The 18056-nt window shown below is 69.4% G+C and carries 15 protein-coding genes and 1 pseudogene; 14 read left to right on the top strand and 2 right to left on the bottom strand.

The annotated features are described in order from the left end of the window. The 14 genes from AC08OU_RS12130 to AC08OU_RS12065 all read left to right on the top strand — a co-directional run. The coding region (locus AC08OU_RS12130; protein ID WP_476604905.1) for an ABC transporter transmembrane domain-containing protein at positions 1 to 610 on the top strand (610 nt) is incomplete at its 5' end. A 1-nt stretch (position 611) separates the two neighbouring features. Next, on the top strand, positions 612 to 740 hold the full coding sequence (locus AC08OU_RS12125) for a hypothetical protein (protein ID WP_476604904.1): 129 nt from the start codon (positions 612 to 614) through the stop codon (positions 738 to 740). A gap of 168 nt (positions 741 to 908) precedes the next feature. After that, positions 909 to 1592, top strand: a complete 684-nt coding sequence (locus tag AC08OU_RS12120; RefSeq protein WP_476604903.1) for an ABC transporter ATP-binding protein — start codon at positions 909 to 911, stop codon at positions 1590 to 1592. A 167-nt stretch (positions 1593 to 1759) separates the two neighbouring features. Then, positions 1760 to 2344, top strand: coding sequence for an iron chelate uptake ABC transporter family permease subunit (locus AC08OU_RS12115; protein WP_476599933.1), 585 nt, complete (start codon positions 1760 to 1762; stop codon positions 2342 to 2344). Next, complete coding sequence (locus AC08OU_RS12110) at positions 2244 to 2936, top strand: FecCD family ABC transporter permease (protein WP_476604902.1); 693 nt, start codon at positions 2244 to 2246, stop codon at positions 2934 to 2936. The genes AC08OU_RS12115 and AC08OU_RS12110 overlap by 101 nt, the downstream gene beginning before the upstream one ends. Continuing rightward, positions 2933 to 3790: an ABC transporter ATP-binding protein gene (locus AC08OU_RS12105; RefSeq protein ID WP_476599937.1), complete on the top strand. Its 858-nt coding sequence runs from the start codon at positions 2933 to 2935 to the stop codon at positions 3788 to 3790. Before AC08OU_RS12110 ends, AC08OU_RS12105 begins: the two co-directional genes overlap by 4 nt. Positions 3791 to 3822: 32 nt before the next feature. Beyond that, positions 3823 to 4809, top strand: coding sequence for an ABC transporter substrate-binding protein (locus AC08OU_RS12100; RefSeq protein WP_476599939.1), 987 nt, complete (start codon positions 3823 to 3825; stop codon positions 4807 to 4809). Between the two features lie 49 nt (positions 4810 to 4858). After that, on the top strand, positions 4859 to 6232 hold the full coding sequence (locus AC08OU_RS12095; RefSeq protein ID WP_476604901.1) for an MFS transporter: 1374 nt from the start codon (positions 4859 to 4861) through the stop codon (positions 6230 to 6232). Between the two features lie 111 nt (positions 6233 to 6343). Beyond that, positions 6344 to 6457 (top strand): streptamidine-related RiPP repeat protein, encoded by a 114-nt coding sequence (locus tag AC08OU_RS12090; RefSeq protein ID WP_023840694.1) that lies wholly within the window; start codon positions 6344 to 6346, stop codon positions 6455 to 6457. A gap of 224 nt (positions 6458 to 6681) precedes the next feature. Next, entirely contained in the window at positions 6682 to 7491 is an 810-nt protein-coding gene (locus AC08OU_RS12085; RefSeq protein ID WP_476599943.1) for a TOMM precursor leader peptide-binding protein, read from the top strand. 10 nt (positions 7492 to 7501) lie between these two features. Continuing rightward, positions 7502 to 9115, top strand: a complete 1614-nt coding sequence (locus tag AC08OU_RS12080; protein WP_476599945.1) for a CocE/NonD family hydrolase — start codon at positions 7502 to 7504, stop codon at positions 9113 to 9115. Next, the gene (locus AC08OU_RS12075) at positions 9112 to 10548 is read left to right on the top strand and encodes a YcaO-like family protein (protein ID WP_476599947.1); all 1437 of its coding nucleotides are present in this window, start codon (positions 9112 to 9114) and stop codon (positions 10546 to 10548) included. Before AC08OU_RS12080 ends, AC08OU_RS12075 begins: the two co-directional genes overlap by 4 nt. Before the next feature lie 9 nt (positions 10549 to 10557). After that, entirely contained in the window at positions 10558 to 11895 is a 1338-nt protein-coding gene (locus AC08OU_RS12070) for a YcaO-like family protein (protein WP_476599949.1), read from the top strand. A 30-nt stretch (positions 11896 to 11925) separates the two neighbouring features. Continuing rightward, positions 11926 to 12678 carry a SagB family peptide dehydrogenase gene (locus AC08OU_RS12065; RefSeq protein ID WP_476599951.1) on the top strand — a complete coding sequence of 251 codons (753 nt, stop codon included), beginning with the start codon at positions 11926 to 11928 and terminating at the stop codon, positions 12676 to 12678. Between the two features lie 32 nt (positions 12679 to 12710). Here the strand turns inward: AC08OU_RS12065 and AC08OU_RS12060 are convergent, their stop codons facing one another. Beyond that, the gene (locus tag AC08OU_RS12060) at positions 12711 to 14924 is read right to left on the bottom strand and encodes a family 2 encapsulin nanocompartment cargo protein terpene cyclase (RefSeq protein ID WP_476599953.1); all 2214 of its coding nucleotides are present in this window, start codon (positions 14922 to 14924) and stop codon (positions 12711 to 12713) included. A 299-nt stretch (positions 14925 to 15223) separates the two neighbouring features. Then, positions 15224 to 16583, bottom strand: a pseudogene (locus AC08OU_RS12055) (family 2B encapsulin nanocompartment shell protein). Positions 16584 to 18056 lie beyond the last annotated feature (1473 nt).

The raw sequence follows: 18056 nt of genomic DNA, 5'->3' as shown, positions 1-18056 counted from the left end.
CGGCCATGACCTGACCTGGCGTGGTGCCGAGGTGCTGTATCTCCGGCTGCTCAACCACCGGGGCTACGAATACGAGAACATTCTCTTTGGAAATGTCATAAACGAGCGGTACCCATACTTCGTCGGCAAGTTCACCGGAAAGATCAGCAGCTATGTGAGCACGCTCGGCCGCGAGTTCCGAGAGATCCTCGAGACGGCGTGCTTCACGTACGTCGAACAGTTGGTCAAGGTTCCGGCGATCATAATGATCATGTTCTCGGTGAACCTCTACTCGGGCCTGACCTTCCTGGGTTCCGTCGCGATTATGCTTCTTGTCGGCAGGCACACCGTCAGTCGTTCGGCCCGCGCGGAGAAGCGGCTCGCGGACGAGGTCTCGGAGATGGACGGTTACGTGATCGACGTCATCTCGAACTTCGTGAGTGTGAAGTCGTTCCTCCAGGAGGAGGCTGAGTACGAGCGGGTCCGCCGGCGTCGTCGCCGGGTCATCGCCGCCGCGTATCGCTCGTCCTTCTGGAGCATTGTGTTCTGGAACCTCGATGAGCCTCGTGGTCCGGTATCTCGTCTGGCCGGTGTCGATCGTCCTCAACCTGCATCTGTTCCTCCGCGGTGAGATGAGCCTGGCCCAGTTCACGACCTTTCTCTCCGCGCTGGTCCTCTTCTCCGACTTTATCTGGGGGACGGTGTGGGAGATCGCGCAGCTTAATCTCCGGCTCGCCCGAATCGAGGAGGCCTACCACTAGCTCTTCGCTGGTCGGGACATCCTGTCGGCCAGTCCGGATAATTCGGCTGGTCCGGATAATTCAGCCGGTTCAGCCGGTTCGGGCCGTCCCGCGGTTCTTCCCGTAGTTTCCGGTCGGCTGCAGTTCCAGGGCCTGTCGTTCGCCTATCCCGAGAACGACCGGAACCTCGTGCTCGCGGGCATCGACCTGGCCATCGAGCGGGGCGAGAAGATCGGCATCGTGGGTCGCAGCGGAAGCGGCAAGACGACGTTCATCAAGCTGTTGCTGGGCTACTACCCGCTCCCGCCGGGCATGGTCGCCGTGGACGGTGTTCCGGTGCCCAACCGCCAGCTCGCCCGGGGCATCTCCTACGTTCCGCAGGACACCACCCTCTTCCACCGGTCCATCCGGGACAACATCGTCTACGGCACCGCGGGCCCGGTGACCCAGGCGCAGGTGGAGGCTGCGGCGCTGCGGGCCCACGCGCACAGCTTCATCTCGCGGGCGCCCGACGGTTACGACACCGTCGTCGGGGAACGCGGCATCAAACTCTCGACCGGGCAACGGCAGCGGATCGCCATTGCCCGCGCCTTCCTGGACGACAAACCCATGCTCATTCTGGACGAGGCGACGAGCGCACTGGACAGCGAGAGCGAGGTACTCGTCCAGAACGCACTCGAGGACCTGTGGCGAGACAAGACGGTGATCGCCGTCGCGCACCGGCTGTCGACCCTGCTGCACATGGACCGCATCGTCGTCCTCGACGACGGCCGCGTCGTGGAGCAGGGGTCCCATCACGAGCTGCTCGAGCGGCGGGGGCGCTACCACCGGCTGTGGCAGCGGCAGAGCGGAGGAATGATCCCGGTCGAGTAGTCGCCGGATGACGGTGACCACCCGACCACGACGAGCGGAGGGCCTGTCCTACCCCTACAGAACCGTTGACGGAGCCTGCGCAGGGCTGTTAGCTTGCTCAAACGAAACGAAAACGATTTTCGTTTCGTTTGAGTCAACGCGGGCATCCGCTGTCCATCGATCAACCTATGTCGGTACGTGCCACGCCGACGCCATCGGTGGGTGCCGCGGACGCGGTACGGCTGCGGGCGGTGGCGGCGCTCCGACCCGCCCGCGGGATGCCCGCGGTCACTGCCGGCGCCGTGCTGCCGCGGGCGGCGCGCAGCGCGCGCGGCAGGTTCCTGATCACTCTGCTCGCCCTGGTGCTGGCGACGCCGATTGTTGTTGGGGCAGCGATCGGCGTGGGTTCGGTATCGGTGCCTCCCGGCGAGGTGTGGTCCAGCGTCGTGGCTCATCTGACCGGCAACGGTGCTCAGTCCTCGATGATCAACGATCAGATTATCTGGCAGGTGCGGACGCCGCGGGTGTTGCTGGCGTTCGTGCTGGGTGCGGGCCTGGCCGTGGCCGGAGCCGTGCTGCAGGCGGTGGTGCGCAACCCCCTCGCCGATCCGTATGTGCTGGGCGTGTCCTCGGGGGCCTCCGTCGCCGCGGTCGCTGTCCTCACCCTGGGAGGTGGTCTCGTCGTCGGGGCTTGCCGCGGCGGTGGGGGTGTCGGGGGCGGCGTTCATCGGTGCCGTTCTCACCCTGGCTCTCGTGATCGCGTTAGGGCGTAGGCGCGGTTACCTGGACCCGCAGCGGCTGCTGCTCGCGGGGGTGGCGCTGACCTATCTGTTCCAGGCTGGCACCAGCTACCTGCAGTTGCGGGTCGGTTCGAACCAGCTCGCCGCGGTGCTGGTCTGGCTGCTGGGAACGGTGTCGGGGGCCGAGTGGGACACATTGGGGCTGCCCGCGTGCATCGTCGTGGCCGCGACGCTGTGGCTGCTGGCGCAGGCCCGGTCGTTGAATGCCTTGCTGCTCGGCGATGAGGCCGCCGCCTCGCTGGGTATCCCGGTCAGCCGGCTGCGGACCCAGCTGCTGATCGTCACCGCCGCTCTGACAGCGTCCGTCATCTCCGTTGCCGGCGGTGTCGCGTTCGTCGGCCTCATCGCGCCGCACTGCGTCCGGATGCTCATCGGGTCGGACCACCGGCGGCTGCTCCCGGTGACGGCGCTGCTGGGCGGAACGTTCCTCGTGCTGGCCGATCTCCTCGGCCGGGTCGTGGCCCGGCCGTTGGAGCTGCCGTTGAGCATTATCACCGCGGTCGCCGGGGTGCCCTTCTTCCTCGTACTGCTGCGCCGGTCGGGACGGGCGAGTGGTGCCTCGTGACGGGCCTTCGCCTGGAAGGTCTGGGTGTCGTCGCCGACGGGGTACAGATCGTGTACGACTTGACGGTCGACTGCCCCCCCGGCGCCTTCGTCGGCCTGGTCGGTCCGAACGGCAGCGGGAAGTCGACCGTGCTGAAGACGGTCTACCGGGCGGTGCGGCCGACGTCCGGTGCGGTGCTGCTCGACGGGACGGACCTGGTCAGGGACCTCACCCCGCGCCAGTCGGCGCGGCGGGTCGCGGCCCTGGCGCAGGAAAGCCCCGATGGCTTCGACTTCACCGTCCTTGAGGTGGTCGCGACCGGGCGGACCCCCCACCAGAGCGCGTGGAGCCCGATCTCGGCCGGGGATCATGAGATCATCTCGGCCGCACTCGACACTGTGGGCATGGCCGCGCACGCCGGGCGGGCGTTCGCGTCGCTGTCCGGCGGCGAGAAGCAGCGGGTCCTGCTGGCGCGCGCCCTCGTGCAGGCACCGTCGGTGCTGATTCTGGACGAGCCGACCAACCATCTGGATATCAGCACCCAGCTGAGCCTGCTGGAGTTGGTGCGCTCACTCGGGATCACCGTGCTCGCCGCGTTACATGACCTCAACCTCGCGGCGGCCTTCTGCGACCGGCTCTATGTCCTGCACAACGGCACGGTGATCTGTTCGGGAAAACCGGAGGACGTCCTGACCGCCGACCTCATCGGCCGCGTGTTCGGGGTGCGCGCCGACCGGAGCGTCCACCCGGTGACCGGCCGCCTCCACCTCGCCTTCTCCAGTCTTCCCTTCCCCAGCCCGTCTTCCTCCAGCCTGCCCGGAACAGACGAGCCGGCCCCGGTGGTAGCTGGCGCGGAAATCCCGATAAAGCAATGACCCGATGAAGCAATGGAAGGAAACAGAACCCGATGAAGAAACTCGGCGCCGGCGTCGCGGTCGCCGCCCTGCTCGTTGTTACCGCCGGTCTCACCGGCTGCGGGTCCGGTTCGACCACCGGCGTGGGCAGTGCGAGCGCGGCCGGTACCCGCTATCCCGTTGAGGTGGCGAACTGCGGCCGGACCCTGCACTTCGACAAGGCCCCGGCGCGGGTCGTCTCCGGGTGGACCACCAGTACCGAGCTCCTCATCGAACTGGGCCTGACGGACCGGATCGTCGGCCAGTACAACACCAGCAGCGGCACACCGGCGGCGAAGTACGCCAGTGTGGAGGCGAAGCTACCCGTCCTCGGTACCGGCGCACCGACCCGAGAGGCGCTGCTCGCCGCCCGGCCCGACCTGATCTGGGCGGATGGCAGCTATCTGTTTGACGGCCGGCAGCTCCCCACGATCGCCGAGCTGGCGGCCCAGGGCACCCAGGTGATGATTCTCAGCGGGTTCTGCACCGACGACGCCACTAAGGCGACGGTCCGTGACGTCGACACCGACCTGACCGCGCTCGGCACGATCTTCGGCATTCCGGACCGGGCCAGGCAGGTCCAGGCCGACATCAACGAACGGCTCCGCCAGGTCGCGACGAAGATCCAGGGCAGGGACCCCGTCCCGGTCGCGATGGTCGCCACCTACCAGGGAACCGTCTACACCTACGACGGCGTCTACACCGACATCGCGCGGCTCGCCGGGGTGCGGAACATCTACGCGGGCACCCTGCCCAAGGGCAAATACTTCAGTGAGCTGTCGGTGGAGGACCTCATCAGCAAGAATCCCGGCACCCTCGTCTATCTGCTCAGCGGCAGCGAAACCGAGGCCGAGGCCGAGGCCCGCAAGTTCCTCACCTCCCGGCTCCCGACCGTGGCGGCAGTCCGCAACAACCGGATGTTCTTCCTCCCGCAGTCGGACTCGGCCAACCTCGCCGGCGTGGAAGGCGTGACAAAGCTGGCCGCCGCGCTGCACGCCTGAGCCGCAGACCCAAAAATGTGGGACAACCTGAGATGAGTAACAACCTGAGATGAGTACGGTACCCGCCTTCCGGCTTTTCCTGGCGAGCCGGGCTGTCTCCTGGGCGGGTTCGGCGATGACGCTCGTCGCGCTCCCGGTGCTGCTTTTCCAGCGCACCGGGAGCGGCACGCTCGCGGGCGTGCTGGTCGGTCTCGAAGCGGTGCCCTACCTCGTGCTCGGACTGCCCGCCGGTGCCCTGGTCGACCGCTGGGATCACCGGCGCACGATGGTGGTCACCAGTTGCCTCAGCGGCCTGACGATGGCCAGCATCCCCGTGGCCCACTGGGCCGGTGTCCTCACCACACCCCATCTGCTGATCTCCGCGGTGCTTGTTGCCTCGGTCTTCGTGTTCTTCGATGCGGCCAGCTTCGGCGCAGTCCCGGCGATCGTGGGACGGGACGCGGTGGCCGCGGCGACCGGGGCGATGGTGTCGGTGAGCACCGTTGTCAACCTGGTCGGGCCGGCCGTCGGCGGGGTGGCCGCGGCCACGGTGGGCGCAGCCAATGTGCTCGCCCTCGATGCGCTCAGCTACCTGGTCGGTGCCATCCTGCTCTCCCGGGTGCGCTGGGCCGTGCCGGCCGCCGCCGACCGGAGCGGGGCCGACCGGAGCGGGGCCGACCGGAGCGGGGCCGACCGGAGCGGGGCCGACCGGAGCGGGCCGGCTGGCAGCCGGGTGAGCCGGACCCGTCGCGACATCGCCGAGGGCCTGCGCTACATCCGGGGGCATCGCCTCATCCGGACTCTGACCCTGCTCGGGGCCGGCAGCAGCCTGTCCGGGGGCGCGGTCACCGGCCTGGTCGTCGTCGTCGCGGTACGGCAGTTCGGCCTTCCCGACGACGACCCGCGGATCGGTCTCCTCTACGTCGCCGCCGCGCTCGGAACGCTGATCGTCAGCCAGCTGCTCAGCCGCGTGCACCGACACGTCCCCACCGGAACGATCACACTCGGTGCGTTCGGAGCCAGCACGCTCGCCCTGATCGGCTGGTCGCTGAACACGGCGTGGCTGCCAGGGATGGGCATCCTGCTGCTCTGGCAGGCCAGCACCTCCCTGGTCATCCTCAACGGCATCGTCGTCCGGCAAGCCGTCACCCCCCTACGCCTGCAGGCCCGGGTCAACACCACCGCGAGGATGATCGCCTGGGGCGGGACGCCGCTGGGTGCCGTGCTCGCCGGCATCCTCGCCGATGCCTGGGGCACCCGGGCCGCTCTGCTGACCGCCTCGGCCGAGGTCGGCCTGGCGCTGGTAGCGGGCCTGATGGCAGGCCTCGGCCACACCGGCAGGCTTCAGGACCTGATCAGGGCCGACGAGGTACCGGCCAACCCGCCGCAGGCCGGGCCCGGTGGGCCGGACGCCGAGGTCCGGGCGGTGACAGCCGCCGAATGAGCCCCCGAATGAGCCGCCCGGCTGATGTGTGGATATCGGCCCATCCCCACGCCACTCGTGCTAGTGTTCCTGTTGAAAATGAAAACCGTTTTATTGCGAAGGAGGTGAAGCATGGCGGAGATCTCGTTCGAGGAGCTGGCCGAGGCGCCGGTCCTCGCTGCCCCGCAGGACCCGACCACGCACGCGCTCGTCCAGAGCCCGTTCGCGTGGGACGACGAGGAGTAGTGCCCCCGGTTCACTGAGGGCACCGAGTGCACCTTGGTGAGCCAGCGCAAGCCGTGACCGCCGGTGCCGTCAGTTCCCGGACGGCCCCGACGGTCACGGTCTCCACCGGGTTCATCCCGGCCCGCGCGGCCCGTGTCGGCCATGACCCCTGCTGACCACGGCCGCGACCAGTCCACCATCACCAGACCACCACGACCGCGACACACCGGATGAGGAAAGCCGACGTGTTCGCTCCTGGCCACCATCTCTACCGGGCCGCCGACGGGAGTTGGCGTTACAGCGCCCCCGGGGACGTCTTCGTCCGAATTGGCGGCGAGGACCGCCTGCTTGCCCTCGTGCGGGACGTCGCGGCCGGAGCCACCCAGCTGCCCCTGCCCGATGTGGACCGACCCGCCGTCGAGCGCATGACCGCCGCGCTCACCGATCGCGGCGTGTTCGTCGGCCCGGGGCGTGTGGGGACCGTTCCGGCTGGCTGGAAGGTGCGCCTTGACGGCGACAGTCCGGTCGTCGGGAAGCTCACCGAACTCCTGGGCGACCTCCTCGAGGACGTCGAGTGCACCGTGGGCCCGGCGGACGAGGCCGCGGTCGCCGGCTCGGACGTCGTCGTCAGCTGCGCCCGGTGGCTGCCGGACTCGCACTGGTGCCGGCTCGACCAGTGGTGCGCGGCGCACCACACCCCATGGCACGGCTGCTACGCCGAGGGCGACACGTTCGTTGTGGGACCCTTGTCAATGCCGGGCCGTACGGCGTGCTACCAGGACACCAGAGGACGTCGGCTCGCCGCGGCCGCTCTCCCCGACGAGCTGATCGCCCACTGGGCCTACCTCGATTCCGACGCGGTCAAGCCGCCGGCCCCGTTCACCCCGGCAGCCACTGCGGTGCTGGCGGGGCTGCTCGCCGCCGACCTGCGGGCGCTGGCGGCGGGAAGCGCCGTTCCCAGCGAGGGGCACCAGCTCGTCGTCGACCTGACCACGGCGTCGATCAGCCGGCATCCGGTGCTTCCTCTTCCCAACCTCGCGGTCAACCCAGTATAGGCGCCGGGGCATGCACGCCATCGACGCGAACCAGGCCGTGCCGGCGGCGGACGGCGTCCTGCTGGCGACCGACGTCTACCGTCCCGACCGGCTACCCGCCCCGGCGGTGGTCACTCGCACCCCGTACGGTCGCGGTTCGCTGCTGGCAAACGGCGTCGGGTGGGCGCGGAACGGACTGGCCTACGTCGCCCAGGACGTGCGGGGGCGCTACGGGTCGGACGGGACCTGGACCCCGTATCAAGGGGAGCGCGCCGATGGCCGGGCGTTGGTCGAATGGGTCCACCGCCAGCCCTGGTGCGACGGGAACGTGATCCTCGCCGGAGCCTCCTACGGCTCGTTCACCGCGTGGGCAGCCGCCGTCACCGTGCCCGAGCTCGTGCGCGCAGTGATCAGCGAGGTACCCGCCGCGGGTCTGCGGCCCGCCAACGTGGACCCGTCGGGGATCCTGCGGCTGGCCGAGTACGCCGGATGGTGGACCGAGCACGCCGAGAGCCGCACCAGCAGGAACGGGCTGTCCGCGCAGATGCTGGGCTGCGAGCCGGACCTGCTGCGGCACCTGCCGGTCGCTGACCTCGGCCGGCGCCTCTGGGCACGGGTGCCACGCTGGTGGAGCGCCATAGTCCCGGCTCTGTCAGGCCCGGCTCTGTCAGCCCCGGCTCCGTCGACGACCGGCGACGGCCCGGCACCGCACGACCGTACGGGCGACGACCTCGGGGCGGGCATCAGCACGCAGGAACTGGCCCGCTGCTCGCTGCCGTCCCTGCATATCGGCGGCTGGTACGACCTCTTCCTGCCGCAGACGCTGTGGCAATGGGAAACCGCGGGCCGCGACCGCGCTCCGAACAGGCCCGCCCGGGGCCTGGTGATCGGGCCGTGGGGGCACGAGCTGTCGACCCCCGCTTCCAGCTCGGCGGGTGGGCGGGAGCACGGGCCCGCCTCGCAACTGCCGCTGGGACGCCTCCAGGTCGCGTGGATCCTTGACGTGCTGGCCGGCCGGGACGCGTCGATCACCAAGGTGTTCCTCGTCGAGGGCGGACGCTGGCTGGACCGGTGGCCGGCGCCCACCGCCACCCTGGGCCTGCAGGCCAGCGCTGACGGGTCACTCCTGCCGAACCCGCCCGAGCGGCCCGCCGAGCACCGGTTCACCTACGACCCGCTCGCCCCCTTCCCCAGCCTCCCGCGGGACTGCGACCGTGCCTCCCTGGACGCCCGCGCCGACGCCGTGGCATTCCGGACCCCGCCACTGACGACGCCGACCGCCATCGTCGGCGCACCCACCGTCACGATGGCCGCGGACACCACGGGCCCCGGCACCGACTGGATAGTCCGGCTGGTGGAGCGGCTCGGTGACGGCCGGGCCTTGGAGGTCACCAGCGGCGCCGCTGCCGTCGGGCCCGGCGCGGCCACGGTGTCGATCCCGCTCGACGCCACGGCTCTGCTGCTCCACCCCGGCAGCCGGCTAGAGCTGCAGGTCACCAGCAGCGACTTCCCGCGGCTGGCCCGCACCCCCAACACCGGCCAGGACCGGTACACCACCAGCGCCACCCGGACCGCCACCCAGACCATCCACACCGGTCCAACCCGCGGCTGCCGGGTTGACCTGCCCGTGCTGGAGCACCCGTGAGATCAACCACCCCCGCGCCGGCCGAACGGCGTCTCGTCGACCGCCGGCTCGGCGTCCTCACCCAGATTGTCCCCTACCAGCCGAGCCCCGCCATGCCGCGCTGCTGGGTCGGCTGGAGCGCCCGTGCCGCCGACACCCGTGCGTTCGCCACCTGGTCGGCCGAGCGGTTCGGCTTCGGTGCCGCTCTGGGCGATCACGACCGGGCGCGCCGTGCCGCGGTCGGGGAGGCCATGGAACGGTACTGCGGCAACGCCGTGCCCGACGCCCTGGAGATCGCCTGCTACGACGATCTCGCCAGGGCTGGGCGGCCGGCCCTCGACCCGGCGACCCTGGCGCTCTACTCCGACCGGCAGTACCGCGCCCGCGGGTTCCCCTTCCGGCCCTTCACCCGCCAGACACCGGTGGCCTGGGTGCCCGGCCGCGACCTGTACGCCGGGGATCCGGTGCTGGTGCCCGCGTCGATGGCCTACCTGAACTACTTCCGCGGCGCGCACGCCGACGAGGTGACCACCCACGCCATGCTGTATGCCGGCATCGCCACTGGCGAGAACCGTGAGCACGCCGAGCGTTTCGCGTTGGAAGAGCTCTTCGAACGCGACGCGAACACCATCTGGTGGGCCAGCGGCGCCGCAGGCTGGGCCGTCGCCGATGCGGCTGAGCTCCTCGACCGGTACGACATCGCCCACGGAGAGGGCACCGGTCGCACCATCCGGTTATTCCAGGTGCCAAGCCAGTTCCCGGTTCCGGTGCTCGCCGCCTTCCTTGAAGAACCGAGACGGGGGCTGATCGCATACGGCACGGCCTGCCGGGCGGGCCCGCGGGAAGCGGCGACGAAGGCGCTCGTCGAAGCCTTCGCCATGCTGGAACTGACCGCCGAGCTCGCGGACGGTGACAGCGCGCACTGGCGAGCCGTCGCCCGCGGCGAGATACCCCCGCACACCTACCTGCCCTACCGCGCCGACCGGCGGTACGCGGATGACATCCGGCCGGATTTCCGCGACCTCGTCGACCTGCCCGCGGTCGCCCAGCTCTACCTGGATCCGCGGATGCAGGGCCGGCCCCTCGACCGGCTCCGCGACGACACCCGCACCACCCGGCTCGCCGACATCCCCCGGGCCGACGGGGACGTCAACAGGGACGTCAACAGGGACGCCAACGGGGACATCAACGGGGACACAGCCCGCCGGCGCTATCTCGACATGCTCGCGACGCAGGGCCTGCCCGCCGTGTCAGTGGACGTCACCACCCCGGACGTGCGGGCGGCCGGCCTCACCGTCGTGCGGGTCATCGTCCCCGGGCTCTACGGCAACCCGCCCGCGGCCTTCCCGTTCCTCGGCGGCGAGCGGCTCTACGACGTACCCGCCCAGCTGGGCCTGGCTGCCGGAAAGCTCACCGAAGACACCCTTTATCCGTACCCGATCCCGCACGTCTGAGGCGCACCCATGGACCTCGCCGCGATCCTCGACCCCCGATCCGGGATCATCCGCCGGATCGAACGCAACACCATTCCCGCCACCCTGCCGCCCGAATTCACCATGTACACCGCCGTCCTCTCCGACACCACCAGGTTCTCCGCCTGGGCCAGTGACTTCGCCGGAGCCGGCTACGCCCTGCTCGACGACGACGCCGCCCTCGGGCCCGCCGTCGGCGAGGCCGTCGAACGCTACTGCGGGAACCTCGTCCCCGCCGGACTGCGCCGCGCCACCCACAAAGAGCTCACGGCGGACCGCGCCACCGTGCTCGACCCGCGCTCGGTGGTGCTGTACTCACCCGCCCAGTACGCCGGGCCCTACTTCCCGTTCACCGAGTACCGCGAGGATCTCGAGCTGGAGTGGACACCCGGCACTGACCTGCTTGCTGGCACCCCCGTCTGGGTACCCGCGCAGCTCGTCTGGGTGTCCTACGCCCACCAGGCCCAGGCCCGCGGGTTCCCCTACCTCAGCCCGGTCCTCAGCGCCGGCCTGGCCGCCGGTATGGACCAGCGCTCGGCGCAATGGTCGGCGATCTGCCAGATGATCGAACGTGACACGCTGACCATGGCCTGGCACGGCCGCCGGCCGTTGCGGGCCATTACCCCGCCCCCCTGGATCGCGCAGCTTGCCACGGGCGCGCACGGAAGCATGACGACCCGGTTCGTCGAATTCCCGAACGAGTTCGGCCTCGTCGTCGCCGGCGCACTGGTGCACGACACGGCGACCGGCTACCTGACCATGGGAGCAGCGTGCCGGACCACCACCACGCCGGCGCTGCGCAAGGCCCTTGCCGAAGCCTTCCAGCTGCAGATGTTCGTCGCCGACCTCGATGACCCCGACGGCCCCTACATGCGCGCCGCACGCAACCCGCACAGCCCCCTCAAGCCGTGGCGAGCTGACCGGCGGTACCTCGACGACTGCCGAGACGACCTGGCAGATGTCGTCGAGTACTGCACCCACCTCCAGCTCTTCCTCGACCCTCGCCTGCAGGACCGGCTGGAGGCCGAACTCGCCGAGACCCTCACCGGCACGATCGGCTGGGAGACCCTCGACCGGGACGCCCGGCACGCCGGAGTCGACGACCCGATGGTGCTCGCGCGCACGCTCGCCGGCGCCGGCCACCCGGTGACATCGGTCGACGTCACCACCGAAGACGTGCGCCCCACCGGCATGCGGGTCGTGCACACCTTGGCCCCCGGCCTGTACTCGAACACCTCCGTCGGCCTTCCGTTCCTCGGCGGCGCCCGGCTGGCCAGGCAACTCGCCGCGGCGGGCACCACCCGGCGCGACCTCCCGCTACCGCATTAGTGCATTAGCGACGTAACCGAAAGGACGAGTGTGGCCGAGGACGTCACCGCGCTGGAGCGTATCCGGCGGGCCCAACAGGTCCTCAATGGTCCGCCGACCCGGCAGGTGGTGCTCGACGGACTGCGCGCCGCCACCAGCCGGATTCCGCTGCCGGCACCGCGCGCGGACCTGCCGGTCGAGTTCGGCCAGGTGCTCGCGGCACGCAGGTCCTGGTACCGGTTCGATGCCGAGGCGCCGACCGCCGAGAATGTCTCCTCGCTCCTACGCTGGGCGGTTGGTCCGCAGCGGGATGTCCGATTGCCCGACGGCAGTCAGCACCGGATGTGGATGGCGCCGTCGGCAGGTGGCCTGCATTCACTGTCCATCTATCTCGTCATTGCGCGCAGTGCGCAACTGTCCGGCGGCGTGTTCCGGTACGACGCCGAGGACCACTGTCTGCAGACGTTGTGGTCCGGCGAGCCGGTGGCGGCGTTGCGTTCGGTGCTGGTCCAACCCGAGTTCGCCGAACGGGCGCCCATGGCGGTCGTCGTAGTCGCCCGGCTTGACACGACTCTCGTGAAGTACCCGGCACGCCATTACCGCACCCTGCACCTCGACGCGGGAATCGCCGTGCAGAACCTCTACCTGGTCGCGGCCGCACTCGGGCTGGCCGGATGCGCCGTGACGGCCTTCGACGACCAGGCCCTCGCCGAGTTGCTGCGCCTGCCCGACACGATGTTCCCGACCGTCGTGTTCCCCGTCGGCCGTCAGCCGGTCCGACCGCCAACCAGGCATGCGAGCTGACTACATTTCACTATCGCCGGCCGCGGCGGCCGTCACGGCCGCCGCGGCCGGACGTGGGCGGCCGAGGTGCCCAGCCCCGTGGGGCCGCCGAAGAGCCGTACTCCCGCCGTCGGGTGGTACCGCAGTTCGGACTCCTCGTACCGATGCGTGCCCTCATGCCAGCGGAGGATCCCGGCCAGCCAGTTCTGGAGTTCCCGCGCATAGCCCAGCAGCGCCTGCCGCGCCGGCGCGTCCAGGGCGAAGCTGTCGAACAGCGCCGGAAGCTCGTGCGCCACGATGTGCTCGAACTGCCGTATCCGGGAGGTCATCAGATCGTTGACCACCGTGAGGGCACGCTCCCGGTCGCAGTCGAGGAAGTTCTCGACGACGAGGACACAGTTGTGGATCTCACCCTCGAACTGGATCTCCTTCTGATAGGAGAAGACGTCGTTGAGGAGGCAGGCGTAGTCCGCGGCCGCGTTCTCCAGAGCCTGGATCGGCCGGGTGCGGTAGATCTCGGGTGGCACGGTCTGCTCCCGGGCCAGCCGGGACAGGCTCATCGTCAGATCCGAACCGAAGGTCGCCCGGCGCATCTCAATGTAGTCGATCGGGTCGGGAATGCGATTCTGGGCCTGGTTTGCCAGCTCCCACAGCCAGCTGTCGATCATAACCTCGACGGCGCCGCGGAACGTCTCGCGCGCGCCTGGCGACATGGTCTCGGTGGTGCGCGCCCACAGGTCGGCCAGACCGCGTTCCAACGCGTTGGCCGGCACCGCGGTGACGGGGGAGTCCACCGGCATGAACTCCGACAGCCGGGCGTTGCACACCTTGGCCCCGAGGATGTCCCGGGTGCGGCCGAAGATTACCGGGTAGTAGTCGTCGGCGTAGGTCCCCCAGGTGAGCCAGTCCGTCGTCAGATTCAGTTCCGGCAGGGTCGCGTCCGGATGGATTCCGGCCGAGCACAGCGCGAAGTCGAACGCCCGCAGTTTGTGTTCGTCCCAGATGCCCGGAATCGGGTCCAGCATCCCCACCGCCCGGGCCCAGATGATGTTCTCCCGGCGGGAGGCGTCCAGATGCGGGCTCTGCCCGGTCGAGAAGGGCATGCAGAAATCGGGATGGCGCAGCGGCCCGACGATCTGGTGCGGGATGTGCGTGAAAGAGCGGATCCGGCGCGGTGCGGTGGTGACGAGGGACGGCACGATCCGGGCCGCCGAGGTACCGAGACCGGTGAGTCCGAGGAGTCCGCCGAGCTCGCCGCTCCCGGGCGCCACGGCCCGGTTCATGTACCGGCTCGAGCGCAGGTGCCACTCGTGGCCCCCGGACTGCCAGTCCTGCAGACCCTTCACGTACGCCAGGACCTCCAGCCGGCTCCCCGGGTCGACACCGTGCTCCTCGAGGACCGCCGGCAGTTCGGTGACCGCGGTGTGCTCGAACTGGTGCAGCCGCGAGGTGAGCAGGTCGTTGACCGTGTCGGCGGCCTCCTGGGTTCCACAGCCGAGGAAACGTTCGATGACGAGCACGCCGTTGCTGAGCTCGCCCTCCTCTTCGACCTCGCGCTGGTAGGAGAACAGGTCGTTGCGCAGGTGCACGGCGTCGGCGAAGGTGTCCCGCAGTACCTGCAGCGGCCGGGTTGCCGCGACCCGGGCCGGAACCTCGGCATCGGCGGCGTGCTCGACGAGGTTCGCCGACCAGGGCGCGCCGCCGACCTTGCGCCGCATCTCGACGTATTCAATCGGGTTGGCGAGCTGGCCGGCGTTGATGTTGGCTAGTTCCCACAGGGACTCGTCCAGTAGGTTCTTGGTGCTGACCGCGAACCGCCGCCGCCAGTCGGCGGAACGCTCCGGGACGGTCCGGGTCCACAGGTCGGCGAGTCCGCGTTCCACCGGGTTGGTCGGCGTCTCGGTGATCTTACCGTCGACGGGCATGAAGGCGGGCAGACGGTCGAGGTAGGCCCGGGCGCCGGCCATGTCGTGGGACCGCTTGTACAGCTCCAGGAAGTGGTCGTCGAAGTAGAACACCCAGACATACCAGTCGGTGACCAGATCGAGTTTTCGGCCGACGGCGTCCGGATGGGTGTATGCGCAGAGCAGGGCGTAGTCGTGTGCGTCGAAGTCGGCCTCGGTCCAGATCACGGTTCCGTGCTGCGGAGAGTCGATCATCTCCATCTCGTCGGCCCAGGCCCTGCTGTGCACGCGGGCCTGTTCCAGGTTCGGATTGAGCCGTGCCGGATAGGGCACGTAGAACTCCGGTAGCGTGAAAGGCTGCATGACCCGCTGGTGAACCTTTCTCGGTCACGGGCTGGACGGCCGGCCCCGAAAGTCGGCCGGATACGGATCCTTATCCGTATCCGGCACCGGAGAACCTTCCCCGGGGAATCGGTCCCGGGGAAGGCGTACCGGGTCTGCCGGGGTGGCAGCGGAGAAGCGAACAGTCGGGGCGGCCGGGAGAGATCGGGCCGGGATGCCGCGGAGCCCAGCGGAACCCTCCCGGAACCCCGCGTAATCTCGCGTAATTCCGCAGAATTCCGCGGGTTCCGGGTGATCCCAGCGGCTCGCGCGGCCGGGTGTCACCGACCGATCTCGACGTTCTCCAGGATGCCGAGCGCGTCGGGGACGAGCACCGCCGCGGAGTAGTACGTGGTCACCAGGTACGAGATGATGGCCTTGTCGCTGATACCTGCGAATCTCACGGACAGGCCGGGCTCGTATTCGTCCGGCAGGCCGGCGTGGTGCAGGCCGATCACCCCCTGGTTCTCCTCATCGGTGCGCAGTGCGAGGATGGACGTGGTACCGGTCCTGCTGATCGGAATCTTGTTCAACGGGAGCAGGGGAACGCCGCGCCAGGCCGGCACGTGCTGGTCGTGGAAGAGGACGGTGGCCGGGTAGATGCCGCGGGCGGTGCATTCCCGGCCGAACGCGGCGATGGTCCGCGGGTGGGCGAGCAGGAAATGTGTGCTGCGTCGGCGGCTCAGTAGCTCGTCGAGGTCGTCCGGGGTAGGCGGACCGCTCCGGGTGTGAATACGCTGGCGGAGGTCGGCGTTGTGCAGCAGCCCGAAGTCGGGGTTGTTCACCAGTTCGTGCTCCTGGCGTTCGCGCAGGGCCTCGACGGTGAGCCGGATCTGGTGCTCCAGCTGGTTGTGCGGTTCGTTGTAGAGGTCCGCCACCCGGGTGTGGATGCGTAGCACGGTCTGGGCGACGCTGAGCTCGTATTCGCGGGGCGCCAGCTCGTAGTCGACGAACGTCCCCGGCAGGTCCGGTTCCCCGGCGTGCCCGGCGGCGATCGTAATCTCCGCTTCGCCCAGGCGGTTGCTCGGGGGCTGGGGTCGGGTCCGGTACTCGTCGAGGTGACGCCGCAGCTCGTCGGAGGAGTCGACGAGCTCGGAGAACTGCTGGCGCGACAGGACGAGGGCCGTCGTACCGGTGAGTGCGCGGGCCGTGAACTCCCAGGTCAGGTCCTCCTCGACCAGCACCTCGTCACCGTACTCCCCGGGGCCGAACCTGCCGACCTTGCCGTGCGCGATCAGGAACACCTGGTCGGCGGCCTGACCACCCTCCACCAGGACGTCCCCGGCGGCGAACTCCCGTTGGGCGAAGCGGTCCGCGAGCGCGTCGAGCACCTCGCCGTCGAAACCGCGCAGGGCGGGCAGCTCGCTGAGTTCGCGCGGAACGACCCGGACCTCGGATCCGGTGGTGGTGAACGTGAGGAGCCCGTCCCCGAGTATATTAGGTCAGGCGGCGGTTGACCCGGTACACGCCGCCGGACGCCTGGACCCACGGCAGTACCCGCAGCAGCCACCGGGAGGTGATCTCCTGCATCTGCGGAACGGACTTGGTGGTCGTCGCGAGATTGCGCGCGGCCGCCGTGCCCAGACTCAGCCGGGGCTCTTCGCCGCCGGCATCCGTACCGGTCTGCACGGGTTCGGTCATGACAGACTCCACCTATTTCTGGTTTTCGCAGGGGCAGTTTTCCCACTGGGAGTGGGGGTTTACACTGGGGATATGGGGGTTTTCCCGGAGTGCGGTTTTGATTGACTCGGCGCACGTGCAGGAGGCGCGGCCTGTGCACGGTCATAGGAATGTGCGGGCGTGACGGGCCCCGGCGGCTGGCGGCCGACCGCGGGTACATCGAACCGACACGAAATGCGGGACGTCGAAGTTCCGATACTGCGCTGGGTGAGTCTCGCCTTCCCTGAGTAGCGATGACATCGATGGGCGCTCCGTCGGTGTAACCCCCCATGACGTCGAGTCAACATGCGCTTGTCTCGAACGGAACGCGCGTCGCCTCGCCGCGCATTGGAAGCCTCCCGCATCGATCACGCGGGCGGCAAGCACTTTGCGGAACCAATCAGATCTGGTCCGGGCAGACTGGCCTGCCCTAGTCCCTCGGGCCGGTCCGGCAACCACGCACCGTCAAGGGCGGCCGGGCGTTTTCTCGATCGTTTTCCCGGCGTCCCGACCGGCTGTCGGTACGCAGCGGACAGGCGTTCTGCCCGCCTTTTCCGCTGGTGGATCCAGCGCCGATCGGCGCCCGTGTCCCGGCTACGGTGATATCGGGTCGAAATCTGGTCCGGCTGTCGGTCGAGCGTTCGCGGAGCCCGCGCGCGAAATGCCTTCGGTGATATTAGATCGCGTGGCGGACCATAGCCAATTCTGCCGGGGAACCCGGGTCGGAGCGCCGTCGTCTCCCTCGAGTGCGGCGCGCGGATATTTCTTCACCCCCACGCCGGTGGACCGGAAACGTCACGGTGACGGGGACGGAGACGGCGCGTGGCGTCCCGCCGCTCCGGGCCCGTTGCAGCCGGCCCGTCCGCGGCAGATCCGGACCGGTTGCGGACTCCTCATGACACGCCATAGACGCTGGCTGCTTCGCCTGGTCAGGGCCTCGGCCCGGAATCGGGTCGGGTGCCCGCCCCGGGTCCGCAACCGCGGCCTGGTCCGATCATCCGCCGGATGCGGCGGCCCTGCGGCCCCGTCGGGGCCAAAGGCCTGGAGATTGCGGGACCTGTGGCCATTGCGGGACCTGTGGCCATAGCCGGAACGGTGTATCCGTCCGTCCGGTATGGCCGGCCGGGTGATCGACCCGACGCGCATCGTATTGAGCCGGTCCTGCCGACCGAGGGAGCCATTGCCTCCCGGCAACGGCGCCGGCCGAATCCCGCGATGCGAGGGGCATGCCTCGGCTGGTCGCCTTCGCTTCAAGCTTCGGCTCAAGCCTTGGCGCCGAGATTATCACTATACGTGTCTTTGGAAGGACATTAGCGTTACTCCATCGTACGCGCCGGTGCGGCGTGACCGGTGCGGCTTCACCGGACGGCGCAGGTGCTCCCGGGCGTCAACTCACCGTCATCACGCCGACGGGCTACTAGGGCCTGTTTGGGAAGTACGTCCCGGGGTTGGCCG

It is taken from the genome of Frankia sp. CcMO1 (genome assembly GCF_977945845.1).
This window is presented reverse-complemented; position numbering and strand designations above follow the sequence as displayed.

Bases quoted from the DNA above. Each gene is read 5' to 3' on its own strand.
- AC08OU_RS12060 (WP_476599953.1), bottom strand. From the start codon at position 14,924: ATGCAGCCTTTCACGCTACCGGAGTTCTACGTGCCCTATCCGGCACGG.
- AC08OU_RS12090 (WP_023840694.1), top strand. From the start codon at position 6,344: ATGGCGGAGATCTCGTTCGAGGAGCTGGCCGAGGCGCCGGTCCTCGCT.
- AC08OU_RS12125 (WP_476604904.1), top strand. From the start codon at position 612: ATGAGCCTGGCCCAGTTCACGACCTTTCTCTCCGCGCTGGTCCTCTTC.
- AC08OU_RS12080 (WP_476599945.1), top strand. From the start codon at position 7,502: ATGCACGCCATCGACGCGAACCAGGCCGTGCCGGCGGCGGACGGCGTC.
- AC08OU_RS12100 (WP_476599939.1), top strand. From the start codon at position 3,823: ATGAAGAAACTCGGCGCCGGCGTCGCGGTCGCCGCCCTGCTCGTTGTT.
- AC08OU_RS12095 (WP_476604901.1), top strand. From the start codon at position 4,859: ATGAGTACGGTACCCGCCTTCCGGCTTTTCCTGGCGAGCCGGGCTGTC.
- AC08OU_RS12115 (WP_476599933.1), top strand. From the start codon at position 1,760: ATGTCGGTACGTGCCACGCCGACGCCATCGGTGGGTGCCGCGGACGCG.
- AC08OU_RS12070 (WP_476599949.1), top strand. From the start codon at position 10,558: ATGGACCTCGCCGCGATCCTCGACCCCCGATCCGGGATCATCCGCCGG.